General features: G+C 57.9%; 16 protein-coding genes, 4 tRNA genes and 2 pseudogenes. 11 read left to right on the top strand and 11 right to left on the bottom strand.

Features of this window, described 5'->3' with window-relative positions:
- Nucleotides 1–59: 59 nt before the first annotated feature.
- The 3 genes from BN1241_RS11020 to BN1241_RS11010 form a co-directional block, all read right to left on the bottom strand.
- Nucleotides 60–131 (bottom strand) — tRNA-Val (locus BN1241_RS11020).
- Nucleotides 132–140: 9 nt separating this feature from the next.
- Nucleotides 141–211, bottom strand: a tRNA-Cys gene (locus BN1241_RS11015).
- A gap of 24 nt (nucleotides 212–235) precedes the next feature.
- Nucleotides 236–308: transfer RNA gene (locus tag BN1241_RS11010), tRNA-Gly, on the bottom strand.
- Between the two features lie 173 nt (nucleotides 309–481).
- Here BN1241_RS11010 and BN1241_RS11005 point away from each other — a divergent pair.
- The 9 genes and pseudogenes from BN1241_RS11005 to BN1241_RS10965 all read left to right on the top strand — a co-directional run bounded on the left by BN1241_RS11005 (nucleotide 482) and on the right by BN1241_RS10965 (nucleotide 11,805).
- Nucleotides 482–556, top strand: a tRNA-Val gene (locus BN1241_RS11005).
- Nucleotides 557–1,118: 562 nt separating this feature from the next.
- Nucleotides 1,119–2,090: pseudogene (locus tag BN1241_RS11000) on the top strand (IS256 family transposase); the annotation flags it as partial.
- Nucleotides 2,091–2,124: 34 nt separating this feature from the next.
- A protein-coding gene (locus BN1241_RS10990) for an IS3 family transposase (RefSeq protein ID WP_390617993.1) occupies nucleotides 2,125–3,314 on the top strand; the annotation gives its coding sequence in 2 pieces (ribosomal slippage) (nucleotides 2,125–2,377 and nucleotides 2,377–3,314; 1,191 coding nt in all).
- 45 nt (nucleotides 3,315–3,359) lie between these two features.
- Nucleotides 3,360–3,632 (top strand): annotated as a pseudogene (locus tag BN1241_RS12435) (transposase); the annotation flags it as partial.
- Nucleotides 3,633–3,735: 103 nt separating this feature from the next.
- The gene (glgX, locus tag BN1241_RS10985) at nucleotides 3,736–6,066 is read left to right on the top strand and encodes a glycogen debranching protein GlgX (protein WP_054953609.1); all 2,331 of its coding nucleotides are present in this window, start codon (nucleotides 3,736–3,738) and stop codon (nucleotides 6,064–6,066) included.
- A complete protein-coding gene (gene treY / locus BN1241_RS10980) occupies nucleotides 6,063–8,579 on the top strand; it encodes a malto-oligosyltrehalose synthase (protein ID WP_054953608.1) in 2,517 nt (838 codons plus the stop codon). The genes glgX and treY overlap by 4 nt, the downstream gene beginning before the upstream one ends.
- Nucleotides 8,579–10,294, top strand: coding sequence for a malto-oligosyltrehalose trehalohydrolase (treZ, locus tag BN1241_RS10975; protein ID WP_054953607.1), 1,716 nt, complete (start codon nucleotides 8,579–8,581; stop codon nucleotides 10,292–10,294). The genes treY and treZ overlap by 1 nt, the downstream gene beginning before the upstream one ends.
- A 132-nt stretch (nucleotides 10,295–10,426) precedes the next feature.
- Nucleotides 10,427–11,185: a 3-oxoacyl-ACP reductase FabG gene (gene fabG, locus BN1241_RS10970; protein ID WP_187117634.1), complete on the top strand. Its 759-nt coding sequence runs from the start codon at nucleotides 10,427–10,429 to the stop codon at nucleotides 11,183–11,185.
- Nucleotides 11,186–11,394: 209 nt separating this feature from the next.
- The gene (locus BN1241_RS10965; protein WP_054953605.1) at nucleotides 11,395–11,805 is read left to right on the top strand and encodes a DUF4870 domain-containing protein; all 411 of its coding nucleotides are present in this window, start codon (nucleotides 11,395–11,397) and stop codon (nucleotides 11,803–11,805) included.
- Nucleotides 11,806–12,001: 196 nt separating this feature from the next.
- On the opposite strand, the gene BN1241_RS10960 is transcribed toward BN1241_RS10965, so the two are convergent.
- Entirely contained in the window at nucleotides 12,002–13,072 is a 1,071-nt protein-coding gene (locus BN1241_RS10960) for a lipid II:glycine glycyltransferase FemX (RefSeq protein ID WP_054953604.1), read from the bottom strand.
- A gap of 106 nt (nucleotides 13,073–13,178) precedes the next feature.
- Between BN1241_RS10960 and BN1241_RS10955 the strand changes: the two genes are divergently transcribed.
- Nucleotides 13,179–13,748 carry a DUF3000 domain-containing protein gene (locus BN1241_RS10955; RefSeq protein ID WP_054953603.1) on the top strand — a complete coding sequence of 190 codons (570 nt, stop codon included), beginning with the start codon at nucleotides 13,179–13,181 and terminating at the stop codon, nucleotides 13,746–13,748.
- Complete coding sequence (locus BN1241_RS10950) at nucleotides 13,745–14,929, top strand: HRDC domain-containing protein (protein ID WP_054953602.1); 1,185 nt, start codon at nucleotides 13,745–13,747, stop codon at nucleotides 14,927–14,929. Before BN1241_RS10955 ends, BN1241_RS10950 begins: the two co-directional genes overlap by 4 nt.
- Nucleotides 14,930–15,061: 132 nt before the next feature.
- On the opposite strand, the gene dxs is transcribed toward BN1241_RS10950, so the two are convergent.
- The 7 genes from dxs to BN1241_RS10915 all read right to left on the bottom strand — a co-directional run bounded on the left by dxs (nucleotide 15,062) and on the right by BN1241_RS10915 (nucleotide 26,318).
- Nucleotides 15,062–16,936, bottom strand: a complete 1,875-nt coding sequence (gene dxs, locus BN1241_RS10945) for a 1-deoxy-D-xylulose-5-phosphate synthase (protein ID WP_054953601.1) — start codon at nucleotides 16,934–16,936, stop codon at nucleotides 15,062–15,064.
- 176 nt (nucleotides 16,937–17,112) lie between these two features.
- Nucleotides 17,113–18,264, bottom strand: coding sequence for a class C sortase (locus BN1241_RS10940; protein ID WP_077138371.1), 1,152 nt, complete (start codon nucleotides 18,262–18,264; stop codon nucleotides 17,113–17,115).
- 73 nt (nucleotides 18,265–18,337) lie between these two features.
- Nucleotides 18,338–19,819 carry a SpaH/EbpB family LPXTG-anchored major pilin gene (locus tag BN1241_RS10935; RefSeq protein WP_054953600.1) on the bottom strand — a complete coding sequence of 494 codons (1,482 nt, stop codon included), beginning with the start codon at nucleotides 19,817–19,819 and terminating at the stop codon, nucleotides 18,338–18,340.
- Nucleotides 19,820–20,029: 210 nt separating this feature from the next.
- Nucleotides 20,030–22,915 (bottom strand): DUF5979 domain-containing protein, encoded by a 2,886-nt coding sequence (locus BN1241_RS10930; RefSeq protein ID WP_054953599.1) that lies wholly within the window; start codon nucleotides 22,913–22,915, stop codon nucleotides 20,030–20,032.
- A gap of 1,362 nt (nucleotides 22,916–24,277) precedes the next feature.
- A complete protein-coding gene (locus BN1241_RS10925; RefSeq protein WP_230198343.1) occupies nucleotides 24,278–24,646 on the bottom strand; it encodes a metal-sulfur cluster assembly factor in 369 nt (122 codons plus the stop codon).
- Complete coding sequence (sufU, locus tag BN1241_RS10920) at nucleotides 24,586–25,047, bottom strand: Fe-S cluster assembly sulfur transfer protein SufU (protein WP_054953597.1); 462 nt, start codon at nucleotides 25,045–25,047, stop codon at nucleotides 24,586–24,588. The genes BN1241_RS10925 and sufU overlap by 61 nt, the downstream gene beginning before the upstream one ends.
- The gene (locus tag BN1241_RS10915; RefSeq protein WP_054953905.1) at nucleotides 25,044–26,318 is read right to left on the bottom strand and encodes a SufS family cysteine desulfurase; all 1,275 of its coding nucleotides are present in this window, start codon (nucleotides 26,316–26,318) and stop codon (nucleotides 25,044–25,046) included. Before BN1241_RS10915 ends, sufU begins: the two co-directional genes overlap by 4 nt.
- Nucleotides 26,319–26,324: the final 6 nt, after the last annotated feature.

The following is a 26,324-nucleotide window of genomic DNA, read 5'->3' as shown; positions in this document are numbered from 1 at the left end:
TCGACCTGGCCCGCGCAGAAAAAGGAATGGGTCCGAGATAATTCTCGGACCCTATCTTGTGGGCGATACTGGGTTCGAACCAGTGACCTCTTCCGTGTCAGGGAAGCGCGCTACCGCTGCGCCAATCGCCCTCTCTTGCGAGGTGGGTACGGGATTCGAACCCGTGTACACGGCTTTGCAGGCCGTTGCCTCGCCTCTCGGCCAACCCACCGTGTGAAGTCTTCAGACTTCCCGGAGCGGATGACGGGATTCGAACCCGCGACCCTCACCTTGGCAAGGTGATGCTCTACCAACTGAGCTACATCCGCGATACCTTCCGGCTTCCCGGCGGTGCTCAATAAATATAGTCATTTTCTTCTCCGGTTGTCCAACTGGCTGAGTGTAGGAAGCATCACCTTCGTTTTCTTGTCCGACACCGCATGTTTACTTGGCCCAAACCTCAGCGATCAGATATCCTTCAAGACGCAAGCTTTTAGCTCGCGGGCGATTAGCTCAGTGGTAGAGCGCCTCGTTCACACCGAGGAGGTCACTGGTTCGAACCCAGTATCGCCCACCACCAAGGCCACCGTTTCAGACGGTGGCCTTTTCTTTTGCTTCCTATTCGTCTCCTTTACTTTTACTCTCTTCGGACCGATCACTGTGGCTGGTGCGAATCATGGCGCGGCGTATGGGCCATTTGAGGTTGGGACAGTTTCGGTTTTTTGATGCTTTACTCCGTGATTTGTCGGCCCGCTTTCATCAGAACGAAGTTCGGCCATGCGGGTTTTTTGACGAGTGGCATTCGCTTACTCAACGGGTCACATCCGAATTTCCCGGTTTCCGTGGCAGGCTTCAGTTCTTGCAAGACGCTGCTTCCCCATTGAATTGGGGCATGCCGTGGTCGAAATGCGCACTACGAAGATACGGAAGTTCCTATGTGTTGCGGGCGAAAGGTGGCGGGAATCCTTATCTGGATTTCATTCGGAATGTGAACATTATTCGCCCGTGACTCAACATGTCGGTCGCGTCTCGTGTGGTGGTGTAATTTCTGGGGCTTGTGTGTCGTCGTGATCGGCGAGTGAGCCATCGTGGGATGGTCAGTGAGAACGACCAAGTTACTCACGAAAGGACATCCCACGATGGCTCTCAACCAGTCTGCCTTGATCGAGCTTTTAAAGGAACTCGAACTCACTGAAACAACTGAACGTATTCGACTTCTCACCGAGCGCGCCTTCCAGGAACTCATCAACGCCGAAGCGACAGCAGTGATCGGTGCTGGCCGTTATGAACGCTCCAACGACTGGGCCACCCAGCGTAACGGGACCCGGCCCCGGACCCTCTCAACGACTGCCGGTGATCTTGAACTACGTATCTCGAAACTTCGCCAGGGATCATTCTTCCCCTCACTATTGGAACGCCACCGGCGTGTTGATAAGGCATTGTTCGCGGTGGTGATGGAAGCCTACGTCCATGGTGTCTCAACCCGGAAAGTTGATGATCTGGTCCGCGCCCTGGGAGCAGATAGTGGGATCTCTAAATCAGAAGTGTCACGGATCTGTCAAGACCTCGACCAGGACGTGGCTGAATTCCAAGGACGCAGTCTTAGTGATACCACCTACCCGTACGTGTTTGTTGACGCAACCTATTGCAAAGCCAGAGTCGGCGCCAGGGTCGTCTCCCAGGCGATCGTGATCGCGATCGGCATCGCAGCAGACGGACGCAGGCAGGTCCTCGGCTTCCAGGTTGGGGACACCGAGTCGGAACCGTTTTGGACCGAGTTTTGCCGTGATCTCAAAGCCAGGGGCCTATCGGGGGTGCAGTTAGTCATCAGTGACTCACACGCTGGCCTGGTCCGGGCGATCCAGGTCGCTTTCCAGAGCGCTGCATGGCAGCGTTGCCGGGTACATTTCATGCGGAACGTACTTGCTCGGGTCCCGAAGGTTGCCTCCCAAATGGTTGCGGCAATTATCCGGACGATCTTTGTGCCCCGTGGGAAACGAGAGCTCGTGCACGCCCAGTTCACAGACGTCGTTGCCATGCTCGCCAAGAGTCACCCTACTGTGGCTCGAATTCGTGACGAAGCCAAAGATGACCTGGGGTGTACTAAAGATGTTGGACAGTCATTGATCAGGGAGAATCAAAGGTATGGGTTCAACATCGAGGCGTAAGTTTAGTGCGCAGTTCAAAGCTGAGGCTGTGCAACTGGTGATCCAGTCCGAGCGACCGATTGTGGAGGTTGCCGGTGAGCTCGGGATCAATGCAGGCACGTTGGGGAACTGGGTGAAGAAGTATCGGGAAGATAATCCAGAGCCGGCCAAGAAGATGACCCCGGCCGACTACGGACGGCTGGCGGAGTTGGAAGAGGCGAATCGGCGGCTGCGGATGGAAAATGAGTTCCTAAAAAAAGCCGCGGCCTTCTTCGCCCGGGAGCAGGGGTAGCCGAGAAGGCTGCCCTGATCGAAGCGGAGAAGGACAACTATCCGATCGCGTGGATGTGCACGCAACTTGGTCTGGCGCGCTCGAGTTTCTATGCCTGGCGTACCCAGGTGAATCAGGTCAGCGCCTCGGCTGCCCGTAGGGAGGTGCTGAAGGTCCTGATCCAGGAAATTTACCACGAGCACCGCAAAACGTACGGGTGCCGGCGCATCACCGCTGAACTCAACGACCGCGGCTACCCTGCGTCGGTGGGGTTGGTGGCCAAGCTCATGCGCGAGCTCGGGTTAGCGGGGATTCAACCACGTGCTTATCGGCGCACCACTATCGTCGGTGAGGAGCCGGTGGTGATTCCGGATCTGCTGGAGGGAAATTTCGATCCTGCTGCCCACGCCCCCGGGCACGCGTTGGTTGGTGATATTACCTACCTGCGCACCGGGGAAGGGTGGCTGTACCTGGCCACCGTGATTGATCTATCCACCCGGATGGTGGTGGGCTGGCAGATGGCTTCCCACATGCGCACCTCGCTGGTGATCGACGCGTTGGGGATGGCCATCGACCACGGACGCATCGCGCCGAATTCTGTGTTCCATGCGGACAAAGGAAGTCAGTACACCTCGAGCGAATTTCAGAAATATTGCGAGAAGGTCAAGGTTCGCCCCTCGGTAGGCCGGACTGGGGTGTGCTGGGACAATGCGGTTGCGGAAAGTTTCTTTGCCTCGTTGAAGAACGAGATGTACTACCACCAGGTGTTCACCACCCGGGCCCGTGCCAGGTTCGCGGTCATGGACTATATCGAGGTTTTCTACAACCGCCAGCGTCGGCACTCCGCTCTCGGCTACCGCACCCCGGTCCAGACCTGGCAAGACCACGAGAAAGACCTCGCTGCCACGGCAGCGTGAAAGAAGAAAAACACTAACGACTGTTCAAGATTCTTGACACAGCCCAACCTGCTCGCCTTTACCGAGTTCCCGTCTCAACATTGGCAGCAGATCTGGTCAACAAACCCGCTCGAGCGCTTAAACAAAGAAATCAAGCGACGCACGAACGTGGTGGGAACATTCCCCAACCCGGAAGCACTCTTGCGACTGACAGGCCATGTCTTAATCGAGCAACACGATGAATGGGAAGCCACTGAAAGACGATACTTCAGCGAGAACTCAATGAAACTCCCGGGCCAATCCCCACAAGCAATCACACCCGGAATCAAATCCGCATAGACTACAACTACTGACCCACCCACAAAGAAGTGAAATTCCACCACTCACAGGGACACGACCCAACATGTCAGCAATGAGAGCCAGTTCATGAGATTCTAGAGCCATGGAAATTTGGCCTGGAAAACCGTACCCGCTTGGCGCCACCTACGATGGCGCCGGCACTAACTTCGCAATCTACTCCTCCGTCGCCGAGCGGGTGGAACTGTGTCTCCTCGATGATGATAAGAACGAAGAACGCTTCGAACTAATGGAAGTCGACGCCCACGTGTGGCATTGCTACATGCCGGGAGTGCGTCCCGGTCAGCTGTATGGTTACCGCGTACACGGTCCTTACGATCCCGCGAATGGGCATCGCTGCGATCCGTCGAAGCTTCTCCTTGATCCTTACGCGAAGGCGATCGACGGTCACGTCCAAAACAATCCCGCGATCTTCTCCTACTCATTTGATGATCCAACCCAGCGCAATCAAGACGATTCGCTTGGACACACGATGATCTCGGTCGTCGTTAACCCGTTCTTCGACTGGGGTCACGATCGTCCCCCCGGCCACGAATACCACGACTCGGTTATATACGAGGCGCACGTCAAGGGGATGACGATGCAGCACCCGGACATTCCCGAGGAACTACGGGGCACCTACCTTGGGCTGGCACATCCTGCGATCATCGACCACCTGACAGAGCTGGGCGTAACGGCGATTGAGCTGATGCCCGTGCACCAGTTTGTTAACGACACGCACCTGCAGGAGCGCGGTCTGTTTAACTATTGGGGTTACAACACAATCGGATATTTTGCTCCCCAAAACACGTACTCGTCAGCGGGCTACCGGGGTGGTCAGGTTGATGACTTCCGGTCGATGGTGCGCACCTTCCACGAAGCCAATATCGAGGTCATTCTTGACGTGGTCTACAACCACACGGCCGAAGGCAACCACATGGGTCCGACACTGTCGTTCCGTGGAATCGACAACGCCTCCTATTACCGGCTGGTGCCGGGCGATGAGGAGCATTACTTCGATACGACCGGTACCGGTAACTCCCTCAACATGTCCTCCCCCCATTCGCTCCAGCTCATCATGGATTCGCTGCGCTATTGGGTGACGGAGATGCATGTTGACGGGTTCCGTTTCGACCTGGCATCCACGCTCGCTCGCGAGCTGCACGCCGTTGACCGACTCTCCACATTCTTCGACATCATCCAACAGGACCCCATCATTTCCCAGGTCAAGCTCATTGCCGAACCCTGGGATATTGGCGAGGGCGGGTACATGGTGGGCGGATTCCCTCCCCTGTGGACCGAATGGAATGGCAATTACCGTGACACGGTGAGGGACTTCTGGCGCGGTGAGCCGTCCGTGCTCTCTGAGCTAGCTTCTCGCCTTACGGGCTCATCCGACCTGTACGAACATTCGGGACGTCGCCCCATGGCCTCCATCAACTTCGTGACTGCGCACGACGGGTTCACCATGAAGGACCTCGTGAGCTACAACGAAAAGCACAACGAAGCGAACGGTGAGGGCGGTAACGACGGCGAGTCCCACAACCGCTCCTGGAACTGCGGGGTTGAGGGTCCAACCGACGATCCGAATATTTCCGCGCTTCGCATGCGCCAGATTCGTAATTTCATGACCACGCTTCTGATCTCTCAGGGTGTCCCGATGATCTCGCACGGTGACGAAATAGGGCGCACCCAGAACGGCAACAACAATACGTACTGCCAAGATAACGAGATTTCCTGGGTCGATTGGGAACTCGAAGAATTCCAAGAGGAATTGCTCGAGTACACGAAGAAGATGATCAACTTCCGCAAGGACCATCCGGTCCTGCGCAGGAGGCGGTTCATCGAAGGAGATTCGGGGCATGGCGGCGAATCTCACCAGGGAGAGATCGAATGGTTTGTACCCAGCGGTGAACGCATGCAGGAGGAAGACTGGAATACGTCGTTTGCTCGTTCCGTCATGATCTACCTGAATGGCGCGGCGATCTCCGAACCCGATGAGCGGGGCCGTCCCGTCATCGACGACGATCTTCTCATCCTCATCTCCGCTGACGACCAGGCGATCGACTTCCGTATCCCCGGTAAGGAATACGGTAGCACCTGGCACGAGGTCATTAATACGGCTCACGATGACGTTGAGGAACGACAGTACGGTCCCGGCAACATCCTGGCCGTCGAAGGCCGCTCCATCGTCATCCTCGTCCGCACGATTGAAGATCGCGAAGCAGAGCTCGAGGCGGCACACACTGCCGAAGAGGCAGCCTCAGCCGAAGAAGCCGGCTCTGCCGACGACGCAGCCTCCGCTGAGGAGGCCACAGAACCGCAGGCAGACACCGATGGAGCAGAATCCCGTACAGAACACGATGGTGCGTCACCGGACGTAGAAGGTGATGCCGAGAACCAGCAAGAAGCTGATGACGTGGAGGACAACTCATGACCGACAGGCCAAGCCATTCGCACGTACCACCCGAGGGACGGAGACTGCCCGTCTCAACGTACCGGTTCCAGCTGGGCCCGGATTTCACGTTCGCGCAGGCACAGAAAACACTTCCGTACCTGGCTGAGCTGGGGATCACCGATATCTACTGCTCCCCCATCCTCCAAGCCGCCCCCGGCTCCACTCACGGCTACGACGTAACGGACCATTCGACCATTTCGGAACCCATGGGTGGCGAGACGGCGTTCCGGGAGCTGGCGGACAGCGCCCATAAACTGGGGCTGGGAGTGATCGTTGACGTGGTCCCGAACCACATGGCGGTCCCCACCCCGCTCTACCTCAACAAGGCACTCTGGTCCGTCCTCAAGTACGGTCCCGAGTCCGACTACCACGACTGGTTCGATATCGAAATTGAGGATGATGGGGAAGGGCTACTCATGGCGGTCCTCGGCTCCCGCATCGGCAACGTTCTTGCCAACGGCGAGCTCACGCTCGACACGATGATCGTTCCGGGCCTGGAGGATCTGGGCGAACAGCACGTGATCCGCTACTACGATCACGTCTTCCCCGTCCGCGAACAGACCGAGGCACTGCCGCTTGCCGATCTTCTAGAGCGTCAGTACTACCGGCTCGCCTACTGGAAGGTTGCCAACGAGGAACTGAACTACCGCAGGTTCTTCGACGTCGACACGCTCGCCGCAGTGCGTGTGGAGGACGAACAAGTTTTCCATGACACCCACGCGCTCCTCCTCTCCCTCTTCAACGACGGCTACATCGATGGTTTCCGGATCGACCACCCTGACGGGTTGGCAGACCCTCGTGGCTACTTCCGTCAGCTCTCCGAGGCGACGGGCGGCGCGTGGATTGCGGCAGAGAAGATCTTGGACGGTGATGAGGAGCTGCCGAGTGACTGGCCGATCGCCGGAACAACCGGTTACGACAGCGCGTGGCGGATCCAGGGACTTCAAACCGATCCCGCCGGCCTCGTTGACCTCGGCTCAATCCTCACGGAGCTGACGGGAGATACACCCGGGAACTTGCCCCAGATCATTCGTGACGGCAAGGCCGAGATCATCCGGGATACTCTCTTCACCGAGGTTGACCGGCTCGCCGATATCCTCTCCCAACTGTGCCGTGCGGACGTGCGACTACGCGACCACACGTTCCGTGCCTTTCGGGAAGTGATTGTCGCTCTGCTGTTGGAGATGGACAGGTACCGTGCCTACGTCGTTCCCGGTGAACGTCCCTCACCGGTTGCGGAGCGCGCACTGCGTGATGCCGCCGATCGTGCCCGTAAGGTACTCGACGAGGACCGGCAAGAAACTCTCGACATTGTGGTGGAACTGCTCCTCGGTGAGGAGATTGGTTCGGCTGGTCGCACCCATGAGGCGCAACGCGCGGAACTCATTGTGCGGTTCCAGCAGACGTGCGGACCAGTCATGGCCAAGGGAATTGAGGACACTGCGTTCTATCGGTGGACTCTGCTCACCTCCTCGTGCGAGGTCGGTTCCTATGCTGTCACTCCGACCTATTCGGCGGACCAGTTCCATGCTTGGGTGCATCGCACCATGCAGTCTTGGCCGGCCACGATGACCGCAGGAACCACGCACGATACGAAGCGTGGCGAGGACGTGCGTGCCCAAATCGGTGTTCTCTCCCAGTATTCGACCGAGTGGCGCGAGCTCGTCAACGACCTTCGCGAGCGTTCGAAGAAGCAGCGTCCCTCTTCGCTCAATGGTCGTACCGAGAATCTCCTGTGGCAGACAATCTTCGGTACCTGGACAGAGAAGGGTCCGATCGAACACGATCGCCTCGTCCAATACCTGGAGAAAGCCTCCAGGGAACAGAAGCTGTGGACCACGTGGACGGACGTGAACGAAGATGCCGAAAATGCTCTCTTCATGTTCGCTCGCTTCCTTCTCACCGACCCGGTGGTGAATGAAAAGATGACGGGGTTCTTCAACCTGACGCGGCCATCGGTCCGTTCCGCATTGCTCGCCACCAAGGCAATTCAATTGACCGTGCTGGGTGTCGCCGACAACTATCAGGGTGAAGAAATCCTTCACAACTCTCTTGTTGATCCCGATAATCGCCGGCTTGTTGATTACGATCAGCTTGCCGCGCTCCTGGAAAAGATCACCGAGAACGGCAAGCCCTCAACTTCAAGCCTGGATCAGGAAAAGATGTGGCTCACGTCCACGATTCTGCGCTTGCGGAGAGACATGCCGGACGTGTTTGTCGGGGCCCGATCCGGATACGCGCCACTTCCCACGACCACCAGTCACGCGCTTGCCTACACGAGGAATCTCGATGGTGAACCGGCTGTTGCGGTCGTGACCGAACGGCACCATTCGGGCATTGCTGCCGCGGGCGGCTACGGTGACCACACAGTTGTCCTGCCCGAGGGCACGTGGACCGAGATCCTGACCGGCACCAGCCTCGAAGGGGGCGCGATTCAACTCGCGGACCTGCTGGGCACCTTCCCTGCCGCGATCCTACGAAAGGACAGTTAATGCTGTGGGCACCCAAAGCCACAACCGTTGACCTGCTGCTCGGCACAACCGAATGGCAGCCGGGCGATCCGCTCACCCGTGTCCCACTGAGCGGGGATGGCGAATATTGGGACGTTCCCGACCTTGAGCCTGGCGTTGCCTACGGTTTCTCGCTCGACGGTGGCCCGCTCCGCCCAGACCCCCGCAGCCCAGAGCAGCCCTGGGGGCCGCACGAAGCATCCCGACACTTCGATACCGTCCAACTCACGTGGTCGGATGACCGATTCGACGGAGTGGACGCTCGCGGAGCAGTTATTTACGAGATGCATGTCGGCACCTTCACCCCCGAGGGCACCTTTGCTTCAGCAATTTCGAAACTCCAGCACCTCAAGGACCTCGGGGTAGACATGGTGGAGCTCATGCCCATCGCCCCCTTCCCTGGCAACCGAGGTTGGGGCTATGACGGGGTGAGCTGGACCGCGGTCCATGACGCCTACGGTGGTCCGGCCGGCCTTGCCGAGTTTGTTGATGCCTGCCACGGGCTTGGAATCGGTGTCTGTCTCGACGTGGTCTACAACCATCTCGGTCCCGACGGCAACTACCTGGCCGAGTTCGGTCCCTATTTCACGGGCAAGCACGAGACCCCGTGGGGAACCGCTCTCAACTTTGATGACGAGGGCAATGAGGGGGTGCGTGAGCACCTCCTGTACTCTGCGTTGCGTTGGTTTGCTGACTTCCACATCGATGCGCTCCGGCTCGACGCGATTCACGCCATGATCGACGACTCCCCCGTCCACATTCTTGCCGAACTTGCTGATGCCACCCGCTCCCTGTCGGGTGAACTGGGCAGGCCCCTGCGCCTCATTGCCGAGTCGGATTTAAATGATGCTCGCGTCATCACACCGACCGAGCAAGGCGGGTGGGGTATGGACATGCAGTGGGCTGACGATGTGCACCACGCTATCCACGCCTACTTCACGAACGAAACCCACGGCTACTATGCCGATTTCGACTCCGATAATGCCCTGTCGAAGGTCTTCTCGGGAGTCTTCTTCCATGACGGCACGTTTTCCACGTTCCGGGACAAGACGTGGGGAGCTCCGGTCCCGGACGAGATTGATGGTCACGCATTCGTTGTTTACGACCAGGATCACGACCAGGTAGGAAACAGGGCGGTAGGCGACAGGCCCTCGGAGCACCTGTCCGAGATCGAGGCACTCTCCTCACTAGCACTCGTCATTCTGTCGCCGTTCACCCCGATGCTGTTCCAGGGACAGGAATGGAACACGAAGGGCCGGTTCGCATTCTTCACCGATCACAACGATGAGCTTGGTCCGCTCGTGTCCCAGGGTAGGCTCTCAGAATTTGGTAGCCACGGCTGGGAAGAGATCTACGGAAGCGACTTCACGGTGCCAGATCCGCAAGCAATCGAGACCTTCGAATCATCGAAGCTCGACTGGGCAGAAAAGGACCGCAACGCGGAGGTGCTCGACTTTGTGCGCCGCCTGATCGAGCTGCGCAAAACCGAGCCAAACTTCGCATCATCAGATCGAAGCACGACGAAACTTGAGAAGCCGGCCCAGCGCCAGCTCATCCTCCACCGTCACTCCTCACGGCTCTTCATCAACCTGTCCGATCAGCCGATGACTGTTCCCGCTGGAGAGTTCCTCCTCAGCTACGGCACTATTACTGACGACATCACGCTGGAACCGGGAGCGCTCGCCGTTATCCGATAATCAAGCTTTTCTGGAGGGGCGCGATCGATACGGTTGCGCCCCCTCGTCGTCCTCGCTGAACCGACAAAACATCCGTGAAAGCCGATAACCTCCAAGCATCCGCACATATGCCTCAGATCACAGAAGGAAACTGTGAGCGCACGCGTTGCACTCGTCACGGGCGGTACGAACGGAATTGGGCAGGGGATCGCACGCGTTCTCCTATCCGAAGGCTATTCGGTCATGGTCACGGGCCTAACCGATGAGGAACTCGCTCAAGCCAGCAAAGAACTGTCAGGAGATGTCGATGCGCTCCTGCTCGACGTGAGGAACCCCCAGTCCTGCGAAGACGCAGTCAAGGCAACAATTGATCGTTTCGGAAAACTTTACGTGTTCCTGTCCAACGCTGAGGTTTATCCGCAGGCCAAGCTCGAAGCCACGACCGATGACGATATTGATCTCATGTTCCAGATCAATCTTTACGGGACAATACGGATGGTCCAGGCAGCCCAGGAAGCGCTCAAAGAGGCTGAGCACGGAAGAATTATTCTCACAAGCTCCATTACCGGCCCCATCACCGGCTACCCAGGCTGGTCCCACTACGAGGCCTCCAAGGCCGCGCAGCTCGGCTTCATGCGCTCGGCCGCCATGGAATTCACTCCCCACACAATCACCGTGAACGCCGTCCAACCCGGCAACGTCACAACCCCGGGACTCAAGGCACTCGGCGAGGAATACCTGAAGGAAATGGCATCAGCGGTCCCGCTCGGGTACCTGGGTGAGCCGGAAGATATCGGTGCCGCCGTTGCCTTCCTTGCCTCCCCAGGCGCCCGCTACGTCACCGGGCATGCCATCGTTGTCGATGGCGGCCAGATCATGCCCGAGTCACCGGACGCTCTGAAGGAAATGTAGATCCAATTATCCAATATCAAACTGTGAACAGTTAATTCACACAGTTTTGTGACCTCTGGGCCGGCAGGTACTCCCTGCCGGCCCAACTCGTCAGCCGGCCAGCGGAGAACTCAAACAGGGTTGATGTCCCAGCGTTTCTCTGCCCACAACATTCGACACGGATCGGTCTTTACATACCCAAATACTCGCCAATGAGCCATGATAGAAGCATGAACGAACCCTACCCGTACCGAGGCAGCGACGCTTGGAATAACGAGCCCCGCTACAGTGACGACGAACGGACGTGGGCGATCCTCGCTCACCTATCAGCGCCCGCGGGCACGATCTTCTCCGCCGGGTGGCTGGGCTTTCTCGGACCACTACTCATCTGGATGTTCCAGAAAAACAAGAGCCGACTCGTACGAAAGGCATCCGCACGAGCCTTCAACTACTCGCTTGCCCTCTTCCTCCTCAATATTGTGGCCTGGATGTGCTTCTTCACTTTCCTCCTCATCCCGCTCGCCATCGTCCTCTGGGTTCTGGAATTCATCCTCATACTCTGGAGCCCGATCAGGGGTGCCATGGCAGCGTCGAAGGGCAAGATCTACCGCTACCCCTTCAGCATCCCCATCCTCCACTAGGAGCCGCTCGGAACATCCCATCGGTAAATTGACAAGCTCCTAGGCAAACTGCCACCAGACATCGCGTGCCCCACCTGGTCTTGAACCGGGTGGGGCACGCACTTACTTAACTATTTGGCTGGAAGAATCTCATTCACGCTTAGGCCATGCCTCGGAATCTTTGAGTCCGATCAGTACGTTCTTCCAACTGAGCTGATTACTGTTCAGATTCTGTCTTGGATGATTCGGTGTCGTTCTTGCGGGAATTCTTAAGGTCATCGATCTTGCTGACCACGGTGCGCTTCGTTTTGAGGGCGAGCTTGAGTGCGTGATAGCGGGCTCGGTGCAGCGGCAGATCCCACGCGCCATCAACGTCCGTGATCTCTTCGGAGAACTTTGTTTTGAAACCGCGCACACCGGCCAGCTGCGGAGCACGCTCGGAATCAATCCCCATGAGGTCGAAGGTTTCCACCCCGCTGTCTCGGAGCTGTTCTGTCATGAACCAGACAAGCAGGTCAGGAGCTCCCGCCCTGCGACCAGCGGCCGAGGAGGCGGCGTAATAGTAGGTGGCGAGTGGACCGTTGACGGTGACGATCCCCCAGCAATAGATCTCGTTCCCGTTCCGTACGGTGAACAGGCGCGCATGCTCGGGCCCCAGGGACTTCAGCATCGTGGTGTAGGAGGACTTGGGTGCGATACCAAAGCCGTCGCGATCCCCCGTTTCTTTCAGGAGCTCGTAAAGATCATCGAAGATGTCGAGGGCATGGGCAGTTTCGTCTTGTGCGACCATGTCCTCATTGCGCAAGGACTTGCGAACGTCTCTCCGACCGCGCTTCTTCATGCTCGCCATGAGTTCCTCGGAATCCATCGTCAGGTCAAGGACCACGGTCCGATCAAAAGGAACGGATTGCAGTAGGTCCTGAAGCTTGGCCGAGGTGTGATGAGCGTGGAGGCGCACGAATGCGTACTTCCTGTCCTTTTTCAGGAGAGCAGCCAGGTCATTGTGGAACTGTTCTTCTTCCCGCGCGGTGGGTGCAGAGGTCCACACGGGGCCGTGCTTGGCCCACAGATAGTAGAACCCCGTCCCTTGGAATGACGTGAGTGAGAGGAAGGCGCGGTCCTCGCCATCAACCTGCCACACGTAGCGACCATAGGGTTCACGGCCCGCGACTGCTTTGTCATAGCGGTCCCAGGCGGGTGACTGTTCGAGCGGCAGATTCACGCCGGCGGTGCCCACTCGGGACATAAACTCGCCTTTTTGCAGCTCGACAATTCGTGTGAACGGCATGATTCCTCTTCCGTCAGGGGCTCGGTCAGGGACCAGTCTACCCGCCGGGTCCACTCCACCGGCGCGCCTGACGGGGTGGTCGTTCCATCCTCGTTAATGTGTTGGTGTGCCTGACGTACCACCGCTGTTTCTTGCCAGCCTGGACTCTTTGCGCAACCATTCGTTCCGCCGCGAGTTCAGATTGCAGGAGATTCCCGCGCCCAAGAAGATCGCGCCCTGGGCTGCGGCACTTGCCGCCGAGGTCAATTCTTCCGGCGGTGCACTCGACCCCGATGGTTATCTTGCCGAAGCACGCTTCGTTCTCCTTCACGACCCCGAGGGCCAGCCGGCCTGGGATTCCACGTTCCGCATTGTGTGCCACGTGTCCGCACCGATCGAATCGGAGCTTGGAGACGACCCATTCCTGGGTGAGGTGGTGTGGTCATGGCTGACTGAAGCTCTTGATGCTCACGGGGCGGAATACCATTCGTTGAACGGAACGGTCACCCGGCAGATCGATGAAACGTTTCGTGGTCTACACTTGGACGGTACCCGTGTCACGGTCGAGGTCAGGGCTTCCTGGTCTCCCGCGACCGAGAACGTGTCAGATCACCTTGATGCTTGGGCCGAATTCGCTTGCACCGCGGGCGGTCTTGACCCGGACACACCGTCAATTACCCCACTGGATCGTTTGTGAAGCTTGATGAACCCCGCGGCGGAATACCGCCGCTTACTTCTACGCCCGAAGATTTCGCGACCGCCATCGCCGCACTCAAGAAAGGCACAGGTCCGTTCGCAATCGACACGGAACGAGCCCAGGGCATCCGCTATTCAGGCCGCGCCTACCTCATCCAAATCAAGCGAGAAGGTTCCGGGCTCTTTCTCATCGACCCGCCTCCGCTGTCGGAGATGATGCCGGAGCTGGCAGAAGTGCTTGCCACCGATGAATGGATCCTCCACGCAGCAGACCAGGACCTGCCGTGCCTGAATGACGAAGGGTTGCAGGCCCCAAAACTGTGGGACACGGAAATTGCGGCGCTCCTGCTGGGTGATGAGAGGGTCTCCCTCCAGGCTGTCATCTCCCACGAGCTCGATATTCAACTCGCAAAAGAGCATTCAAATTCGGACTGGTCTCAGCGACCGCTAGCACCCGAGCGCCTGTCGTATGCTGCTCTCGATGTTGATCTGCTCCTCGAGGCACGCGAGTCCCAGATCAAGCGTTTGAAAGAGGCGGGCAGATACGAGTGGATAATGCAGGAGTGTGCACATCTCCTCACCGCTCCCCGCAAGCAACCGAACCCTGAACCGTGGCGGAAGATTGCCGCCACTCTCCGCATTCGTGACCGCCGCACCCTCGCTGTGTTGCGGGAACTCTGGTGGGAACGCGACGCGATCGCACAGGAACAGGATCTGGGACCGGAAAAGGTCCTCCCCGGTAAGGCACTCGGTGCTCTCGCCGACTCACACCCCACCTCCCTCGAGTCTCTCAAGAGATCGTCCGCACTCCGCACCCGCACGCGCCGGGCACTCGCGGAACGCTTCTGGGATGCGATTGACCGCGGACGCAACACTGACGATCTGCCGAGCAAGACTCCGCCGACGAAGGACGGGTTGCCGGACGTACGTAACTGGAAGCATCGTCACCCGGAGGAGAACACACGCTGGGAGCTTATCCGGCCCCTGATTCTCAACCGTGCGGATACTCTCGGGATCCGCCAAGATGTACTCCTCAAGCCCCTCATCCAACGCACCCTCGCGTGGGAGGGCTGGAAGTCGCTGGACGACATGGTCTCAGTCCTCTACAAGGCGGGTGCACGGCCCTGGCAGATCGAAGAGGTCGCGGTCGTACTCCCCCGCTCAGACTCAGAAGCGGCCTGAACGCCAATCACGTAAAGTCCGATGTTGAAAATCAGGGTATCCCAAGGGCAACTGCGTACCGCTTTCAACAACGGGGATGCTTGGTTACCTCATCCTTCTTGTACCTAAGCATCGTTGGCGATTGCTCCAGGGTTAGGCGTCCTTGGCAATCGTGAGCGCAGGCCCGAGTCCCGCGGCGGCACGAACGGCAGCGGTCACATCATCCCCGGTCATCTTCTCTCTGGCCAGAATGTCGTTGCGAGATCCGTGTTCGATGAAGTGGCGTGCAATCCCGAGTGTTGTGACGGGCTTGCTGATGAGGTCAGCAAGTTGCTGACCGACACCACCGCTGCGCAGACCATCCTCGATTGTCACAACCGCATCATGCTCTTCCGCTAGATCAGCGAGCTCTTGGGAAATGGGGAGGACCCAGCGTGGATCAACTACCGTGACCTCGGCGCTGTCCACGCTTGTCGCGGCAAGCGCCGCATTCGCCATCGCGCCCACGCTCACAACCAGGATGCGTGAGCCCGTCCCGTTCGAACGGCCGAGAATGTCAAGTTCACCGTGCTTGCCGACTGCCTTGATCTCATCCGGGATTGTTCCCTTGGGATAGCGCAACAAGGTCGGTCCGCCACTCACGGCGATCGCTTCGGTCAGTTCTTGGCGGAGAGTCTCCTCATCACGTGGTGCGGCGACCCTCAATCCGGGGATCATGGCGGCGAGGGATAGGTCCCACATGCCGTTGTGGGATGCACCGTCATTACCCGTCACTCCGGCGCGATCGAGGACAAGGGTCAAGGGTGCCTTGTGCAGTGCCGCATCCATGAGCAACTGATCGAAGGCACGATTGAGGAAAGTGGCGTAGAGGGCGACGACGGGATGATACCCGGCATACGCTAGCCCCGCCGCTGCCGTCATCGCATGCTGCTCGGCAATGCCCGTGTCGATCACGCGGTTCGGGAACCGATCTCGGAATGGGCCAAGTCCGACGGGGCGGAGCATCGCGGCGGTCAGCCCAATAACCTTGTCGTTCGCCTCGGCAATCTTGACGATCTCGTCCGCGAAGACCGACGTCCACCCAAACCCTGCTCGTTCGATCGGCAGCCCGGTTTCGGGATGAATTTGTCCAACCGCGTGGAAATGATCGGCCTGATCATCGACCGCCGGCTGATAACCGCGACCCTTTTCGGTAATGGCATGAACAACAACAGGCCCGCCATAGTCCTTGGCGATCTGCAGCGCGGCATCCAGTTCAGTGATGTCATGACCATCGATGGGCCCCACGTATTTCAAGCCGAGGGAATCAAAGATGCCAGCATCGACAAAAATGTCCTTCACACCCTTTTTGAAGCCGTGAATCGCATCGTATGCGAGGCGTCCGGGGGGGCCTGAGGCACGGAGCGTCTTCTTTCCCCAGCTCAAAAGATTTTCGTAGTTCCGAGAAACACGAACCTGGTCGAAACGTCTCGCCATGCCACCAATCGTCGGCTCGTAGGAACGGCCGTTGTCGTTCACAACGATGACGAGCGGGAGTGAATCATCTTCGGCAATATTGTTCAGCGCTTCCCACGCCATCCCACCCGTCAGGGCACCATCTCCAATAACGGCAACGACACTGCGCTCCTCACCCGAGAGCTGATAACCCCTGGCGATTCCAAGTGCCCACGACAGGGCAGTGGAAGCATGCGAGTTCTCGACAATATCGTGCACCGATTCGGCTCGCGACGGGTATCCTGACAGTCCACCTTCGGACCGCAGCTGGGTGAAGTCCTTGCGGCCGGTCAGGATCTTATGAACATACGACTGGTGGCCCGTGTCGAACACAATCGAATCACGCGGGGAATCAAAAACCCGGTGCAGTGAAATACTCAGCTCGACGACGCCCAAGTTGGGACCCAGGTGGCCACCTGTGGCGGAGACGGAGTCGATCAGGAAGCACCTGATTTCTTCGGACAACTGCTGCAGTTTCTTTTCATTCAACCGCGACAGATCCGCCGGGGAATGAATGGTTGACAGTATGCTCACCTGCGCTCCTCCTGGTACTAGCACAACACCCTATCACCGGCTTTCATGGCCTCTCGGGACTTTGGGAAAGTACTTTCATGGCCAAAACTCGGGGCTCGCGACAGCATCCCGAACCAGTTGTCGGAACTCACCTATCGTCTTGGCGTCAGGAGTCGCAGGTGAACAGGTGAATCGAATTAGCTTTGTGGTGGCTTGGCGTGGCGGCCGGGGCGTCGGACGCGATTTCGTGCTTCGTCCTTCACTTCAGCCACTTGCTCACTCTCCGCTGGAGATTGCGCATCGATTTCTAAATTCGTACCAATCGCTGATTTGTTGCGGTGGGGCTTGTATTCTTCTGGCTCAGGTCCCCGGCTTGTTGCCGGAGAAACCGGTTCGATCTGAGAATCATTTGTCGTTACGCCTGGACGCTTGCCTCCACGCCAGATCGACCAACCCAAAGTAGCGACGGTAACGGTGAGGATAACAAGCCACCAGGGGAAATGAGGGAGATTAGGTGAAGCACGTGCAGCATCCTCCGCCTCCACCGGGGTCGGGTACACGCGTTCGGCTGTGACGAGAATGCGGTGAGAATTAATGCCCAGTGGCGTACAGGTAACGAGAGTGATGAGGTCACGGTTCTGTTCGGGAAGGATCGCCTCGGTCTGGTCGGGTTCAATGACCCGGACTTCCCTTACCTGATAAGCGAGGACTTCGTTCATGACGGAGAGTGTGATAAGATCTCCCTCTTCAGCCTGATCGAGTTCGTCGAAGAGGGTGGATTCCGGAAGTCCCCTGTGAGCCGTCAGCACGGACCTCGTCCCTTCACCTCCCACGGGGAGGGACGTGCCCTCGAGATGCCCCACCCCGTGGCGGAGCGTGTCATCATCGGTGCCGTGGTAGATCGGCAGATCGATGTCGAGATCCTCGTAGCGGAGCCTGCCCATGAAACCATCATCACCAGCGTTCAACAGATTGTTGTAGGCCAGCGGATCATCGGACTGGATGTCGTCCTCTGCAATGTCGGAGGTTGCGACGTTTTCGTTGGCCTCGTAGATAGCGCCGGAAGCGAGCTGCTCATTGTATTGGCGAGCTGTTGTCAGTTCCTCCAACACGACCTTTGGATCATCAAAGGGTGGTGACTCGGCCCTGGATTGCGCAATCTCGATGGCTCGGGACTGCTCCCGTTGAGCAAACCAGGAGGCAATTGAGGGATAGAGGAAGACGAGAAGACCGGCAAGGATCACGATCGAGGCAATGAGCTGCATCCACGGCACACTCCACCGGCCTTCCGGGTCGGTCCCCCGTGCTGGTTCCTGACCAGGTTCTACCTGTTTTGTCTTCTCAACCATTATTGCCTTCCATGTGCAAGGTGGTGCCGGGAGTTCTCCCGGCACCACCTCACTGTGCTACATCAGGTGAATGCTAGCTCTTCTTGCGACGAGCCAGGTACATTCCGCCGCCACCGACGACGACAAGGAGAATGCCCGCCACTGTCATGAGGATCGTGCCCTGCGCACCCGTCAGCGGCAGATTCGGGCCCGCGGTCTTTGCGTTGACAACGTCAAATTTCTTGATGGACTTTTCACCGGGGGTGATGGTCACGGGATTGTTGATTGCGACGCCAGTGTGGCCCGCGGGGACAATGGTTTCGTAAACGCAGTAGTCCTTGGTCGGGGTCGGATCAGCCGGACCCTGGTTCGAGTTCGCTACCCACAGGCCAAGGCTAGAACCCTGGTTGTGATCCCAGGAAACAACACCATCATCGCCAGAAACACCGGTTGCGATGAGACCGGTCTCCGGAACGGAGGTCGAGCACTGGTTGTTGACCGGCTCGTAAACTTGGAACTCTGCACCCTGGAGGGGAAGCGGGTCATTGGAGTCATCGACCTTCCTGATCTCCATCTGACCCCAGTAGGTGTAGGCGCTCGTGTTGCCGTTCACGGTGGTGCGGTTGAAGGTGGTGTAGTAGTTGTCGGTCGTGTTAGCGATCGCACCATCTTCACCGATTGTGTTGACGGTGGTATCGAAGGTGAGGGTCATGGTGCCGGACATGTTCTCATCGAGGACCTGGCGGCCCGCCTCGTTCAGCGTCCACACCGCATTACCCGACACGTCGAAGTGGGTGCCTTCCGTGAGCGTGGTCGAACCAACGGTCAGTGAGGTTGAGCCCTTGACGAGAGACAGGCGAGAATCGAGCGAGTCGGTGATGACGGCTTCGTTGAAGGTCTCGTTATTGTTCAGCGAAGGAACGGGGATCGTGATGGTCCACTTGACAGTGGAACCAACGGTCAGAGCATTGGGCCGCTCCGAGATGACCTTGCTTGGTTTACCCATGAGCTGGTTCTTGGGGTTGGCGACGACGTTGTAGTTCCAGCCGTTCCCACTGGTGCCTTCGGAGGTGGGGATGGAGGCGTAGAAGTTCGGGACTTCGGAGACAACATTGTTGTCACCGTGGCCGGACTCTTCAACAAAGTAAACACCGAGACCAAGCTCGAAGGTAACCTGGCCTGCTTTGTTGGTGGCCTTGACCTGCTTCGTGTCGGTCACGCAGAAGTCGCCAGCGGGCGCAGCCGGAGCGGACGCAAACAGTGCGTCAAGGCCGGTCCACTGGCCAGCCTTCGTAAGGTCAATGGGTGCGCAGGTGCCGCCGTTCATGCGACCAACCTGGGTCACGGTGAACTCGACATCTGATAGGCCTTCCTTGCCCTTGAGGTCTTCAAGATCCTGGCCCGTTCCACCCTCGTAGAGGTTGATCGTCAGCGTACCTGCATCAGGTGCGCCGGGCTGGCCGGGGCCAGCGGTGGCAGCCGAAGCTGCCGTGCCGGTAGCAACTCCGCCTGCAAGCGCGAGCATGAGGGCACCTGTTCCTGCGGTTACCCTCCGCAGCATGTTCTTAACGGTCATGAAACCGATTCCTTTCTTGAGACCTGTGCGGTCGATCTCTGTGTTTCCTGTGACCGGCATTCACCGATCTACGAAACGAAGGTGTTGAATAGTTGAAACCTATTGGGGGTGGACTGGGGTTGGTTGTTCGGTCGGGTCGCGGGATGCGACCCAAAGTGACTAGGTTTGTCGTCTTTGGTCACTGCACTTGTTGAGGCAGCACGTTCGAGGTCATGACCTCCTGGCTGTCCTACGCCTGGTCCGCCACAGGAAGGTGGCTCCCACGGCCGCCAGAAGCATCCCGGTGATCGTGTAGTGGTCTCGTGAGATCCCACCGGTCAGCGGCAACTCGGGTGACGCCATGGGGGTGTTCGGGATGGCCACAAGATCAATGACCAGCTCGCTGGCGCCAATCTTGAATGTGATGGGATTACTCAGCTTGTAGTAGCCGGCCGGTGCCTTCGCTTCGGTCAGCGTGTAGTCACCCCACGGAAGATTGGTAATCGTGAACTCGCCACTATTGGTGTTCGTGTCGGTTGTCTGTGCGCACAGTTCGGTGGCGCCCGCATAGCAGTCGAGGATGGTGAGAGGTTGGCCGTTGTTGAACTGCGTGGGTCCTGTCAGCGTCCATTCCGAATTCGAGAGACGGTTTCCATCCGGGTCAACCTTTGACCAGCTGACGGTGCCGGGCAGGATGCGCACCTCGTTCGATACGACGATCGTGGCATCGGACAAGTCTGCCAAATCCGTTGCGGAGACGGGCGCGGTAACCTTGGGGGCTCCGTCCCATTCGTAACCATTACCAGGGTTGGCGATGCGCTTCGCTTCCACCTCGCATGTTGCTCCGAGTGGGATCTGCTGCCCTTCCGAGCTCCAGACTTCCCCGCGAGCAAGGGGGCCCCAGGAGCCGGTGATGGTCTCGTTGCCGGCGGTGCACGTCCAGGTACCCTCGACAACGCCGCCACTTGATTCGGGGAAACCATGGGTCGGGAGGACTTCACGAATCGCAAATGCACCGTACACCCGATCAACTGCATTCGTGACAGTGAGGTTCGAGGTAGTCCCGGAAGCAATTGTTACCGCAGGTCCCGCAACACCCGGTTTCCAGGTGTAAGACTTATCAGGAAGCCCGTCGCTGGTACCGCCCTCTGGGGCATGGGTGATGGAGCATTCGGACCCGGCCGGGATCCGGTCTGGGCTTCGCGATCCCTCATCCGCCACCAGCGTTGCTCCGCCTTCACCGTTCACGGTCCAAGTACCGCTCGCAACGGTTTGTTCGTTGAGAACACAGGCGTAAGCACCGGAGAAGGGGATGTTACCCGAGCCGTTCGGGACAGACTCGTCAAACAGGTTGTCGATCGTTAGCACGCCGGGTTTTGGTGCGTTCACATACGTGCAGTTGATGCTGTCACCGGGCGCAATCCCAGTCAGGTCCTTGGCTGCCTCACTCGTGAGTACGACATTGTTGGTCGAGCCATCCAGGTGGGTGATGACGCACTGGCCTGAATCAAACTCAAATCCGGGCTGCTGGAGCTCAGAAACTGAAATCGTTGCTCGATCAGAATTCGAGGTGAAACGAACCGACCAGCTGGCGTGTCCCTGGCTCGACGACTTCTGGGTCTCTGTGCCGACGAGGGTTGCTCGGCCAGAGGTGGAAGACTTGAGCTTCGTCGTCAAATCCCATCCGCCTGCTGGCGCAGGATTCTCACCCAAAGAGTCAGCCACGCGCTTCTCAATGGTGATGTCAGCAACGAGCGGCTTGTTGTAGAACGAGCAGAGAACAGAGTCTGCGCCGTAGGGAATCGTGATCCTTCCTGACGTGCCGTTCCCACTCGCACTCGAGTCGAGCACGCCGTCAACAAAGCAGCGGTAGCTCGAGGCGTAGTTCGAAAGGTTTCCGCCCGATGAAATTGATTCGCTGAAAGTCAGTGGAACACCACGCACAGTCGGGAGAGGACCCACGCGTTCCGACTGGATCCCACTTGCCTTACCCTCAGTCGTCGCCGTACCAATGGTGCGGCTACCCTGCCTCAGGGTAAGGGTGAACTGGTCAGTGCTCGACACACGCTCACCATCAATGTACTTTTCGATCGTGATCGTAGGCGGCGAAGAGCAGCTAGCAAGGTCACCGGAGTTCACCAGATTACTCGTGACAGTCTTACCATTCTCCCAGCCGGGCATATCGTATGACCGCACTTCGTTATTTGACGAGACGTAGGCCTTGCCGTCGGAGTCGAATGCCAGGCCATTTACACTATCCATTGCCCTGAAGCTTGCTGATTGTGAGGCCGGAATCTTTCCGCCGTTGGCTTGACGGAAATTCTCTGCGGTCACCGAGAAGATCGTGACGTTGTTATTTACGCCACGAAGAATGTAGAGGTTTCCAGCTCCGTCAAAGGCCATGTCACCATTCAAGGGGCTACCACCGTTCGAGGAGCTACCACCATTCGTGGAAACCGTGCCTTTAAGCCTCAGTTTCGTAGAGGCGGAAGGATTGTATTCGTAAACCTTGAAATTGCCGTTGCTCGTGTAACCTCCGAAATAGTAGAGGTTTGAGGAAAGGTCGACTGCACCTGCAACAAGATTAGTTTCAGTATTTCTTTGTCCGTTGAGGTTCGCTGTACTTGCCCCTGTAGACGACCAAGTTCCAGAATTCACATCGTAGGAGTAGACCCTGGCATTACGAGACGTACCTGAAGTATCTGATGAACGGAGGATTGAGTAGATGTGGCCTTCAGTACCGATCCCTAGCCCATTAAAGTCAGTGCCGGAAGAAGCTGGCCGGCCAAGGTTGGTGATCTGGCCGTCAGGTGCAACCTGCTGTAATTGTCCCGAGCGTCCGAATCCGAATGAGTAGCCGGGCTCGCACATTGGCTCGGTCTCCACCTTGCGCTGCTGGATCAGGGCCGGGGCTTCGCTTACGGCGTCGCTTGGTTCGGTTTCCGGGTTTGTCGAAGCAGCATCTCCCCCAGACTGAGAATCTGCTATCTCGCTTGGTTCCTCATCATTGCCAGCAGAAGCTACCGACTCATCGGTAGGCGAGGTGGACGAAGGATCAACGACATCGTCAGCACCGGTCGCGAACGCTTGGGCAGCAAAAACCACCACAAGGGTCACGGAAATTACCAAGGCAATAAGGCTCTGGTAAAAATGGGAGTGCTGACGCCACCCGAATACGGGCATTTTTCTCATGAAAAAATGATTCCTGGATCTTCTTAGGGGTTTAACTAGAATGGAAAACAGCAGGTTTGATTAACCGGCTGCTTCGACGGAGTTCATCGTAAGACGGAGTTCATCGTAAGACCGCCTGCGGTTAAACTCTACCAGGTTTTTGCCGGACGGTCTCAACCAATTGCAGAGCGGTAGCTTTTCAGCAGGAATGGCTTTACATCCCCGAATGAAAATATCAATTGCTTGAATTGACAACTATAGGTCAAAAGTTGCCACCAATTGCTTTGTAGCTCATTTACTCAAAGATGCAAAGCATGTGGTCAGCGATTCAATCCACTTATATTAACACCATTCTTACCAAGAAGTAAGTTGCAGACACTGTGTCTGATAAATGCGGTTTCGGGGAATGTAGTCATTTGCATAGCTATACAACATTAAAGCGGTGAAACACGGTCTTTTAGAGCCTTCGATCTCATTGAACAGTTTCCCAATCGACAAGGCGTGTTTGAGCACTGTCTAGATTGTCCGATTTTTCGGCTTATTTAGTGGTGAGTCTCATCAACCGGTGATAAGCGACAGGTCATCAATTCGCCTAGTTCGAGCTGCCACCGCCTGGTGAATGGCTTCAGTCATGCGATCTTGGGCGGAAAGTGAACGTGTGTTTCTCGTTACCTTGTGACCTGTTTATTCCGAAAGGGCGAATTCGTCCAGCTTTCTTGATGCCAGCAATGGGCAAGGGACGAAATACCTACCTCGGAAAAAGTAGCGCCCCATCAGCATCTGTCCACATGTCTTATTTACTTACGGCAGCGCCAAAAAACCGAATTTCCGGCACCGCAACAGCTGATGTGGAGACTCTCCGCTACCGTACTGTGCCTAGCCACAGTGCCCTGTTGTCAACAGCAGATCTGTCACTTGAGCGAACCCGACCACGGCATTCACTGTGCCCTTCCGAGGTCGTTCCTCCCCCGCCTTGAAGGTGAACCACTCGTGCGCTGTGGGTTACATCGGCTCAATGGAGGTAGAGGCTTGTTGCCGGCTGGCACGTGAGCTGGGAACAGCACTTCCTGGACCCGAACGGTTCTCAGAAGGAGCCAGCACCTGGCATGGCGCCGAGGCGTCTCAGGGTCTGATTCACCTTCCCTCTTTGGACCTCCTGCCGGTTCATGGGTTCGGTCCCTCAGATCTAAAAAGAGACCAGGTCTTGATGTTCTAGGAGGCGGACATGGGTGTGGGCGGAACGATTTCTCGTCCCGCCCACAGCTAAGACAATGCCTCCCGCGTGCGAGCACGTGGGAGGCGATGTGGTTAAACGTTGAAGCCGATGGCACGCAACTGTTCACGGCCTGACGCGGTGATCTTCTCGGGACCCCACGGCGGCAGCCACACCCAGTTGAGTCGGACTTCGCTGACGAGCCCTTCGAGAGCCTGCACTGCCTGATCTTCGATGACGTCGGTCAGCGGGCATGCCGCAGACGTCAGGGTCATATCGATGATGGCAGCGTTACCGTCGAGGGTGATGCCGTACAAGAGTCCGAGGTCAACGATATTGACACCGAGTTCGGGGTCAATCACGTCTCGCAGAGCCTCCTCAATTTCGGCTACGGTGAGTTCACTCACTGGCCTTCTCCTTTCATTGAGCTGGCCTTGATTGTTGCATCGCGCATCGCCATCCAGCCAAGCAGTGCGCACTTGATACGTGCAGGGAACTGGGCGACCCCAACAAAGGCCGATCCGTCTTCGAGACGGTCCAGTTTGCTGTCGTCGATCCCCTTACCCCGCGAGTTCATCAATTCTGAGAAAAGATCAAGAAGCTCGTTTGCTTCCGTAACTGTCTTTCCTTCGACAAGCTGTGACATGACGGAGATGGAGGCCTGGGAAATGGAGCAGCCTTTCCCGTCCCACACAAGCTCGGAGATGGTGTCGCCATCCATATTGACCTGAACCGTGACCTGATCGCCGCACGTCGGGTTGACCTGGAACGATTCACCGTCCGGGTTCTCCAAAATTCCGTGACCGTGGCGCGCTTTCGCATGGTCCAGAATGATGGCCTGGTAGAGCTGGTCTAGTTCGTTCATGACACTCCAAAGTAGGAACGGACACCCGTAAGGGCGTCGAGGAACGCGTCAACGTCCGCCTCTGTATTGTACGGGCCAACGGAAGCGCGTGACGAGGCAAAGGTGTCGAACACCTGGTGGATGGGTTGCGCACAGTGGTGACCAACACGGATTTCTACACCGCGAGCATCAAGCACCTGGCCCACGTCGTGCGGGTGAACATCCTCAACAACAAAGGCAACCGCACCGACACGGTCCTCAGCGCTCGTAGGTCCGACGACTCGCACACCGTCGATGTGCGTGATCCCCTCAAGGATCCGCTCGGTCAGTGCGTGTTCGTGGGCGGCAATGGTCGGCATGCCAGCCTTATTCAGGTAATCGACAGCGGCACCCAGGCCCACTGCCTGGCTCACCATCTGCGTTCCCGCCTCAAATTTCGCAGGAGCCTTCGCATACGTCGTTTCTTCCATGGTGACCACTTCGACCATGGATCCGCCGGTGAGGAAAACGGGCAGGGCATCAAGGATTTCGGCCTTGGCCCACAGGGCGCCGATACCGGTGGGGCCAAGCATCTTGTGGCCCGAGAACACGGCAGCATCCACGCCCAGGTCCGTCATGTTGACCGGGAAGTGCGGCACCGACTGGCAAGCATCAAGGACGACCAGGGCGCCGACTGCACGGGCAGCTGCAACAATCTCGTCCACGGGTGCAATCGCACCGGTCACGTTCGAGACGTGCGCGAAGGACACAACCTTCGTGTTCTCGTCGATGACATTGAGGGTGGACAGGTCGAGCCTGCCCTGGTCCGGTCCTCCCATGGGGAGGACGTCGAGCCAGCGGAGCTGGGCTCCGGTGCGAGCACACAATTCCTGCCAGGGTACGAGATTCGCGTGGTGCTCGGAACGGGTGACAACAATGTTGTCACCGGGTTTCAACGCGAAGCGCTGGGTGGCCGCACCACCCCTCCCTGCCGTTGCGTTCGACAGGGAGTAGGCGATGAGGTTGAGACCCTCTGTTGAGTTCTTGGTCCACACCACTTCGTCGGTGTCTGCCCCGATGAAGGAGGCAACCTTGGCGCGAGCGTTCTCGTACGCTTCGGTCGCTTCCTCCGCCAGCAGGTGGCTGCCGCGTTTCACAGCGCCATTCGCGGTCGTGAGGAACTCGCGTTCCGCTTCAATGACCGGCATGGGCCGCTGCGAGGTTGCTGCGGAATCGAGGTAGACAAGCCGATTCCCTCCCCTGCCCTGGCGTGCCAGGATCGGGAAATCAGAAATCGGGACGGGAGTGGTCATGTGGAC

Source organism: Flaviflexus massiliensis (assembly GCF_001375495.1).
Lineage (GTDB): Bacteria > Actinomycetota > Actinomycetes > Actinomycetales > Actinomycetaceae > Flaviflexus > Flaviflexus massiliensis.
This window is presented reverse-complemented; position numbering and strand designations above follow the sequence as displayed.

Coding starts and splice junctions, on each gene's coding strand:
- glgX (WP_054953609.1), top strand. CDS start 3,736: ATGGAAATTTGGCCTGGAAAACCGTACCCGCTTGGCGCCACCTACGAT.
- treY (WP_054953608.1), top strand. CDS start 6,063: ATGACCGACAGGCCAAGCCATTCGCACGTACCACCCGAGGGACGGAGA.
- treZ (WP_054953607.1), top strand. CDS start 8,579: ATGCTGTGGGCACCCAAAGCCACAACCGTTGACCTGCTGCTCGGCACA.
- BN1241_RS10965 (WP_054953605.1), top strand. CDS start 11,395: ATGAACGAACCCTACCCGTACCGAGGCAGCGACGCTTGGAATAACGAG.
- BN1241_RS10960 (WP_054953604.1), bottom strand. CDS start 13,072: ATGCCGTTCACACGAATTGTCGAGCTGCAAAAAGGCGAGTTTATGTCC.
- BN1241_RS10940 (WP_077138371.1), bottom strand. CDS start 18,264: ATGGTTGAGAAGACAAAACAGGTAGAACCTGGTCAGGAACCAGCACGG.
- BN1241_RS10935 (WP_054953600.1), bottom strand. CDS start 19,819: ATGACCGTTAAGAACATGCTGCGGAGGGTAACCGCAGGAACAGGTGCC.
- sufU (WP_054953597.1), bottom strand. CDS start 25,047: ATGAACGAACTAGACCAGCTCTACCAGGCCATCATTCTGGACCATGCG.
- BN1241_RS10915 (WP_054953905.1), bottom strand. CDS start 26,318: ATGACCACTCCCGTCCCGATTTCTGATTTCCCGATCCTGGCACGCCAG.